7 protein-coding genes and 1 rRNA gene are annotated in these 7,483 nt (G+C 42.6%); 3 read left to right on the top strand and 5 right to left on the bottom strand.

All coding sequences use genetic code 11. The features are described 5' to 3' along the window. Positions 1-160: 160 nt before the first annotated feature. A 5S ribosomal RNA gene (gene rrf / locus POW22_RS07215) occupies positions 161-272 on the top strand. 545 nt (positions 273-817) lie between these two features. Here the strand turns inward: rrf and POW22_RS07210 are convergent. Further along, positions 818-1,486, bottom strand: a complete 669-nt coding sequence (locus tag POW22_RS07210) for a ZIP family metal transporter (protein ID WP_272831958.1) — start codon at positions 1,484-1,486, stop codon at positions 818-820. After that, positions 1,486-2,217: a class I SAM-dependent methyltransferase gene (locus POW22_RS07205; protein WP_272831957.1), complete on the bottom strand. Its 732-nt coding sequence runs from the start codon at positions 2,215-2,217 to the stop codon at positions 1,486-1,488. The genes POW22_RS07210 and POW22_RS07205 overlap by 1 nt, the downstream gene beginning before the upstream one ends. Positions 2,218-2,273: 56 nt before the next feature. On the opposite strand from POW22_RS07205, the gene POW22_RS07200 reads away from it, so the two are divergent. Continuing rightward, entirely contained in the window at positions 2,274-3,431 is a 1,158-nt protein-coding gene (locus POW22_RS07200) for a THUMP domain-containing class I SAM-dependent RNA methyltransferase (protein WP_272831956.1), read from the top strand. Here the strand turns inward: POW22_RS07200 and POW22_RS07195 are convergent. Genes POW22_RS07195 through rlmD form a run of 3 tightly spaced genes read right to left on the bottom strand, consistent with a single transcriptional unit; the run spans position 3,428 to position 6,026 of the window. Next, positions 3,428-4,141 (bottom strand): DUF6048 family protein, encoded by a 714-nt coding sequence (locus POW22_RS07195; RefSeq protein ID WP_272831955.1) that lies wholly within the window; start codon positions 4,139-4,141, stop codon positions 3,428-3,430. The two genes, POW22_RS07200 and POW22_RS07195, sit on opposite strands and share 4 nt — an antisense overlap. Continuing rightward, the gene (locus POW22_RS07190; protein ID WP_272831954.1) at positions 4,113-4,565 is read right to left on the bottom strand and encodes a DUF6452 family protein; all 453 of its coding nucleotides are present in this window, start codon (positions 4,563-4,565) and stop codon (positions 4,113-4,115) included. Before POW22_RS07190 ends, POW22_RS07195 begins: the two co-directional genes overlap by 29 nt. Positions 4,566-4,616: 51 nt before the next feature. After that, positions 4,617-6,026 (bottom strand): 23S rRNA (uracil(1939)-C(5))-methyltransferase RlmD, encoded by a 1,410-nt coding sequence (gene rlmD / locus POW22_RS07185; protein ID WP_272831953.1) that lies wholly within the window; start codon positions 6,024-6,026, stop codon positions 4,617-4,619. 157 nt (positions 6,027-6,183) lie between these two features. Here rlmD and rocD point away from each other — a divergent pair, with 157 nt between their 5' ends. Then, on the top strand, positions 6,184-7,461 hold the full coding sequence (gene rocD, locus POW22_RS07180; RefSeq protein WP_272831952.1) for an ornithine--oxo-acid transaminase: 1,278 nt from the start codon (positions 6,184-6,186) through the stop codon (positions 7,459-7,461). The last annotated feature ends 22 nt before the right edge of the window (positions 7,462-7,483 follow it).

Below are 7,483 nucleotides of genomic sequence, written 5' to 3'. Positions count from 1 at the left end.
CCTGATCTTCGGGTCAGGGAAGCCACTCTTTGCTTTAAAAATTTAATGCAGTTCAAATGAACTTGCTAGAAACTCTCGAATCTCTTTTTCCTTTATGTCACGATATTAATCTTGAGCTATTGACTCAAGAGGTCCCGCATCCAGTGCGGGATTGAAAACTTAAGGTGGCTATAGCGATGGGGCTCACCTCTTACCATTCCGAACAGAGAAGTTAAGCCCATCTGCGCAGATGGTACTGCTATACCAAGTGGGAGAGTATGTCGCTGCCTTTTTTATCATAAACCCTTGTTAGTTTATCTAGCAAGGGTTTTTTGTTTATAGAAAGTTCTTAAATCAGCATATTGCCGTAAAAAGGCAGCGACTCCTACGCGGCAGGCCGGCAGCTCGGGTAAAAGGTCTACCAGACCTTTTATGATCCCTCGCTCCCCTTTTTTATCATAAAGTCCTTGCTCTATATAGAGCAGGGACTTTTTTGTTTATAAAAAGATCTCAATTATAAATAGTACACAAAAAGGCTAGCGACATGCCAGCGCCTCAGCGCTCGCCCGTCGCTAAAAATGTACACTGTACATTTTCTAAACGCTCCGGCACCTTTTCTTCATTAAAGACCCGTTCTAAAATTAGGACGGGTCTTTTTGTTTTTAGAAATTTCTTGAATATAGATATTGCATTAAAAAGGCATAATGCAGCGAGGCAGCCTGGCCCGTTGCTTCGAAGCTCCACTTTCCCTCGCACCATCTGGCACATCATTCAAAAGCCAAATCGTTGGCTTCTTCATTCTGTCCTAAATCGCAACTTACAATTAGAAAAAACGTTATTAAATGAAGTAAGCAATTCCCATTGCCAGAATAACAGTAAGCAGTTTAATCAGATTAAAACTGTGGTTTTTATTGCTTTCAAACAGGATAGTTGTTGATACATGCAGAAAAATACCAACCACAATTGCGTTGAGATAAGGTAGGTATTCTTGAATACCCATAAAATGTTGACTCATATAGCTCCCTAAGGGAGTCATAAGAGCAAATCCACTTAAAAACAATAAAGTGATCCAAGGTTTGAATCCAGATTTTATCAAAAAGATTCCCAAAATAGCCGCAATAGGGACTTTGTGAATTAACACGCCATATAGTAAATGGTCGCTCGCAGCAACAGGAATACCTTCAAGTAGGGCGTGAATGGAAAGACTTATAAATAGAGCAAAAGGAAAACTGTTGCTCTTTGTGTCAATATGTATATGTCCGTGTTCTGCACCTTTAGAAAAGAAATCTAATATTAACTGAAGCAAAATTCCTCCCATAATGAAAATTCCAAGGGCGTTTTCAGAATTTTGATAGAGCTCGGGCAAATACTCAAATACAGTTACGGAAAGCAAAAAGGCCCCGCTAAAGGATAACAACAGATTAAAGCGCGAAGTATCCTTGGTTCTTATGCCATAAGCAACTCCATATCCAATGATGACCGATAAAAATAAACTCAGGTATAACATCACTTAAAGATCAGAATAAGTCGTTCAGAAGTATCAGGGTCAAAAGGTGCTAGTTCATAATCCCCGTAAGTGTTAATCAATGTCACACCAGCGATTTCAAAATAAGCTTTGAATTGGTCTAAATCCATAGCAGATACGCGCTCTGCAAAAACATGCTCTTTACCTTGATCTTCAAAGGAAATGGTCTTGGTTATGAACTTATCATCGATCTGGCGGGTAATTTTAAACGCAATCCCGTCAACCGTTTTTTCTTCATTGGCCACTAAATGTTCAGCCACATGATTCACATTCAGAAAATCAATTACACCTACGCCATCTGGAGCTAAACTCTGCTTAATGGCTCTAATAGCACGAAGGTTATCATTGGCACTTTCAAAATATCCAAAGGAAGTAAAGAGATTGAAAATGGCATCAAAAGATTCCAAAAAAGGCAAGCACATATCGTGAATCACAAACTGCAATCCTGGCCGCTCGTGCTTTTTGGCTTCTGCAATACTCTTTGGAGATAAATCCGCACCGGTGACTCGGTAACCTAAACCTGCCAAATAAATAGAATGTCTACCTCGTCCGCAGGCCAAATCTAGAATGTGAGCACTTTTAGGTAAATTCAATGCTCTTGTCAGGTTGTCCATAAAACCAGCGGCTTCCGAATAATCGCGATCCTTATAGAGGATGTGATAATACGGGGAATTGAACCAGGATGTGTACCAAGATTCAGGAATCTCTTGCATGCAAATGGATTAAAGGGCTAAAATAGTCTATTTTTAGGGCATCGTACAGCGATCTTATGGGAAAAAACTATCAAATGGTAGCCAAGACACTCTTTGGATTGGAAGAGGTATTGGCAGAAGAATTGAGAAAATTAGGAGCATCTGGAGTCACCTCTGGCAGACGTTCTGTTAGTTTTATGGGTGATCTTGGCTTTATGTATAAGGCCAATCTCTGTTGCAGAACTGCAATAAAGATCTTAAAGCCTATAGCCAGTTTCCCGGTGTTTTCAGAAGATGATCTCTACAATAAGGTTAAGAAGATCTCATGGGAAGATTATATGAAGGCTGATGGCACCCTTGCCGTTGATGCAACAGTGCACTCTCAGCAGTTTACACATTCCAAATTCATTGCCCTTAAGACCAAAGACGCGATTGTGGATCGGTTCCGAGAACGCGAAGGAACGCGCCCCAATGTTGATCTGATGCACCCAAACTTGCGCATAAACCTGCATATTGACAGAAATCGTTGTACGGTATCTTTAGATAGTTCCGGCGGATCTTTGCACAAGCGCGGCTATAAAACGGCAATCACGCTGGCTCCGCTCAATGAAGTGCTGGCTGCTGGAATTGTACTGCTGTCGGGTTGGCGCGGGCAATGTGACCTGTTAGACCCAATGAGTGGTAGCGGGACCATATTGGCAGAAGCCGCTATGATCGCCTGTAATATACCCCCGAATTTAAATCGGGATGAATTCGGTTTTGAGCATTGGCCCGATTTTGATCCAGACCTTTATGAGACCATAGAAAACGCTGCCTTGAACAAGATTCGAGACTTTCATTATAAGATCAAAGGATTTGATATAGACGGGAAGGCCTTGCAGGTCTCTCGAGGAAACATAAAAAATGCCAACCTTGGTGAATTTGTGACTATCGAGCGACAAGACTTTTTCGAATCTTCCAAAGCCGACGACAAACCGAGTTTCATCATCTTTAATCCGCCTTATGACGAGCGTTTATCCGTAGATACGGAAGCCTTCTATCAGAAGATCGGGGATACCTTAAAAAGAGGATATCCCGGAACGCAAGCATGGATGTTATGCGGAAATTTAGAAGCGCTCAAGTCTGTTGGACTGCGTCCATCGCGCAAGATCAAACTCTTCAATGGTAAATTAGAAAGTCGCTTGGTCCGCTATGAAATGTACTCTGGGAGCAAAAAGGCTAAAAAGCAACACTAGCGCTTGAAGATCGGGATCAGATAGCTGATCGTGTATCCGTAGCCCACACCAAATTTGCTTTCGTCATAGGTTCTGTTAAAACCTGGAATGTAAAGATTGTCAAAGTTCTCCGGTTTGGTCTCACTAATTCTATTCTTAAGCTGCACATTCAAACTCAAGAATAAATTGTTGAAGAGTTCGGTCTTAACACCGACAATCAGTTCTACCCAAGAGGCATTTAAGCCTTCAAAGGTCTGCGGATTATCTCTAAGCTCAAACTCCTGCAAGCTTTGATCGGTTGTGTAAATACCATAGGAAACCAGTTCCTGTTTAAAGGTGGCGAACCCATAGCGCAAGCCCGCAAAGATGCTGTTGTTGAGTCCAGGCCAGTTATCATAAGCGTTAAAATCAGCTCCGATCTTAAAATAACTCCCTCTGGCTACTGAGTTTAAATTCTCCTCATTGCGTTCTTTCTCCTCGGTCCCTAGTTCCAAAGCGGCATAGAATCGTTTAGAAACTCTAAAGTCTGCAGTGATCTCAAAGCCGGTATACCCATCCTCTAAGGCAGTGCGTAAGGGTTTTGCCAGATCCAGCCCCACACGCAATCCGTATTTATTGTCGCGTTTTTTCAGTCGAACAGAATCTTGAACCACTTCTGTGGTATCCTGTGCGAGGCCATCCGCAGTGCTAAAAAGCAACAGGCTAATGAAAAAGAGTAAGGTGAGCCTCATTCTGATCACTGATTGTGGTTTGTAATAATTCGAAACTAAAGATCCAGTTCGTACCCGATTCGTTGATAAGTTGACCGCTCACATCATTGTAATTACTAATGAATCCGCAAGCGCGATTTAAGTAAATATCTTCTGTGGTGTAAACCAAATTAAACTGATCAACGTTGGAGTCCTCCATATCCGTGGTGTCGGCCTCACGAATAAAAAGCAAATCGGTGCGGCTTGCAAAATTGCGCAGTGGGATCGCTATGGAGTCCGTACTTGCAACACTAAAGAGCACAAGTTCTCCTGTATCTGCGTCGCGCACTTCCAGACTAGGGACAGTTTTGGACTGCGTTTGATTGGCAAAATCCTTAAAGGTGATGATCAAAAGGGGAGTGGTCGGTGTGCTTTCCGGACAGATATCATCTCGGGTACATCCCATGACAAATAATAAACAACACAACAACGCAAATGTTCTTTTCAAAGCAGGCAACTATCGTTTGGTTAAAAGTACAACATTTTCTACATGATGGGTTTGTGGGAACATATCCACAGCCTGAGACTTTACAACCTCGTATTTTTCTGCAAGCAGCTGCAAATCTCGTGCCTGAGTAGCACTGTTACAGCTCACGTATACAATTTTAGGAGCTTCCAATTGAAGCAATTGTGCTACCACATCTTTGTGCATACCGTCTCTTGGCGGGTCTGTGATCACCAAATCTGGCGCGCCGTGAGTGTCAATGAATTCTTGGTTAAATATGTTTTTCATGTCTCCCACATAGAACTCGCAGTTGTCAATCTTATTGTGCTGTGCATTGGCTTTTGCAGCTTCTATGGCTTCAGGAACCGCTTCAACACCAATCACCTTGGCCGCCTGTTTAGATACAAATTGTGCAATGGTGCCTGTTCCGGTATAGAGGTCATAGACCAGTTCGGTTCCGTTTAAGCCTGCGAATTCACGAGCGATCTTATAGAGTTCGTAAGCCTGCTCTGAGTTCGTTTGGTAGAACGACTTGGCGTTGATCTTAAATTCCAGCCCTTCCATGTTTTCAATGATGTGATCGCGTCCGGAGTGAACCAAAATGTCCTGATCATATAGAGTGTCATTTGCTTTTTGGTTGATCACATAAAGCAGGGAAGTGATCTCTGGAAACTGTTGCTTAACCGCTTCTAAAACAAGGGTAATGGCATCTTGGTCGTTGTCATAGAACTGAATAAGCACCATGATCTCACCGATGCTCGTATTTCTGATCATTAAAGTCCGCAGTAAACCTTGCTGTGCTCTTGGGTCAAAAAAGGCCAATCCTTTTTCTTTGGCAAAGTCACGGACAAAATTTCTAATGGCGTTAGACGGATCTGCTTGCAGGTGGCATTGGTCAATATCCAAGATCTTGTCCCACATACCCGGAATGTGAAAGCCCAAGGCGTTTCGGTCTTCAATGGCCTCTCCCGAGTTAATCTGCTCTAAGGTCAACCATTTATTGTTACTGAAGGAGAATTCCATTTTGTTGCGGTAGAAATAAGGAGTGTCACATCCTTTGATTGGGATGATCTCCTGAGGTTCAATACCGCCCAAGCGCTTCAAGTTCTGTGTAACCTCTCGCTGTTTGTATTCTAACTGATGGGGATAGCCCATATTTTGCCATTTGCAACCTCCGCAGGTTCCAAAGTACGCACAAGCTGGCTCCACGCGCTTATCTGAATAGCTTTGAAATTCAATAGCTGTGCCGTGATAATAGGCCGAGCGTTTTTTGGTGGTTTGAATAGTAGCCACATCTCCAGGAACTGCATTATCAATAAAAACTACACGTCCATCTGGAGCTTTTGCCACTGCCTTCCCTTTAGCCCCAGCATCAATGATTTCAAGGGCTTCAAATACTTTTCTATTGCGTTTTCTCGCCATGTCGGCAAAAGTACCACAATTCCAACATTTTTGTGTTTACTTTTTAAATACTGAGTGAACTAATTAGTAACTTGCTGTCCCTAAAGGATGATTTCTCTCCTGCTGACAGTAGTAGCCAAGAAGGAATTGCTCATGTTTCAATTGAAAAATATTTAAAATGTCTGTTTTAGAAGGATTGACATCGCAAGAGGCCATGGCTTTAGAGGATAAGTACGGCGCTCACAATTATCACCCACTACCTGTAGTTCTTTCTCGAGGAGAAGGAGTATATGTATGGGATGTAGAAGGAAAGAAATACTACGATTTTTTATCGGCTTATTCAGCAGTAAATCAAGGGCATTGCCATCCAAAGATCGTTGGGGCACTGACCAATCAAGCAGAAACACTCACCTTAACTTCTCGTGCATTTTATAACGATCTTTTGGGGCGTTATGAGAAATATGCCTCAGAGCTGTTTGGATTTGACAAGTTGCTCCCTATGAACACAGGGGCAGAGGCCGTTGAAACGGCAGTTAAGATCTGCCGTAAATGGGCTTATGAGAAAAAAGGTATTCCTGAGAATGAAGCGCAGATCGTGGTTTGTGAAAACAACTTCCACGGACGTACCACGACCATCATTTCTTTTTCCAATGATCCTGTGGCTCGTAAGAACTTTGGACCGTATACCCAAGGTTTCATCAAGATCGCTTATGATGATGTTGAGGCCTTAGAGACAGTATTAAAAGATAATGATAAGATCGCTGGATTCTTAGTGGAACCTATTCAAGGTGAAGCTGGGGTTTATGTGCCTTCTGAAGATTACCTAAAAAAGGCGAAGGCCCTGTGTGAAGCTCACAATGTACTTTTCATAGCGGACGAGGTGCAAACCGGTATTGCCAGAACAGGTCGTCTTTTGGCTACCTGTGGGAATTGTAGCTGCGCAGATAAGAATTGTAGCGGTACTCCTGAGGTTAAGCCAGACATGTTGATTTTAGGAAAAGCCCTAAGTGGTGGTGTATATCCGGTATCTGCAGTGTTGGCCAATGATGACGTAATGAACGTGATCCGACCTGGGAACCACGGTTCTACTTTTGGCGGTAACCCGATCGCTGCTGCGGTAGCCATGGCTGCTTTAGACGTGATTCAAGAAGAACAACTTGCAGAGAACGCCTTTCAATTGGGTGAACTCTTCAGATCAGAAATAAATAAATATATCGCAACCAGTAATGTGGTGACTTTGGTCCGCGGAAAAGGTCTTTTGAACGCCATCGTTATTGACGATGATGAAGAAGGAGATACTGCCTGGAACATTTGTTTAGCATTGCGCGATAACGGCCTATTGGCCAAACCAACCCATGGAAACATTATTCGTTTCGCTCCCCCATTGGTGATGAATAAGGAGCAGCTTTTGGATTGTGTGCAAATCATAACTAAAACGCTCAAAGAATTTGAATAACCAATAAAATTTTAATTAATCT

The sequence above is a fragment of the Gilvibacter sediminis genome (assembly GCF_028561565.1).
Lineage (GTDB): Bacteria > Bacteroidota > Bacteroidia > Flavobacteriales > Flavobacteriaceae > Gilvibacter > Gilvibacter sediminis.
This window is presented reverse-complemented; position numbering and strand designations above follow the sequence as displayed.

Coding starts and splice junctions, on each gene's coding strand:
- POW22_RS07210 (WP_272831958.1), bottom strand. CDS start 1,486: ATGTTATACCTGAGTTTATTTTTATCGGTCATCATTGGATATGGAGTT.
- rlmD (WP_272831953.1), bottom strand. CDS start 6,026: ATGGCGAGAAAACGCAATAGAAAAGTATTTGAAGCCCTTGAAATCATT.
- rocD (WP_272831952.1), top strand. CDS start 6,184: ATGTCTGTTTTAGAAGGATTGACATCGCAAGAGGCCATGGCTTTAGAG.
- POW22_RS07200 (WP_272831956.1), top strand. CDS start 2,274: ATGGGAAAAAACTATCAAATGGTAGCCAAGACACTCTTTGGATTGGAA.
- POW22_RS07195 (WP_272831955.1), bottom strand. CDS start 4,141: ATGAGGCTCACCTTACTCTTTTTCATTAGCCTGTTGCTTTTTAGCACT.
- POW22_RS07205 (WP_272831957.1), bottom strand. CDS start 2,217: ATGCAAGAGATTCCTGAATCTTGGTACACATCCTGGTTCAATTCCCCG.
- POW22_RS07190 (WP_272831954.1), bottom strand. CDS start 4,565: ATGGGATGTACCCGAGATGATATCTGTCCGGAAAGCACACCGACCACT.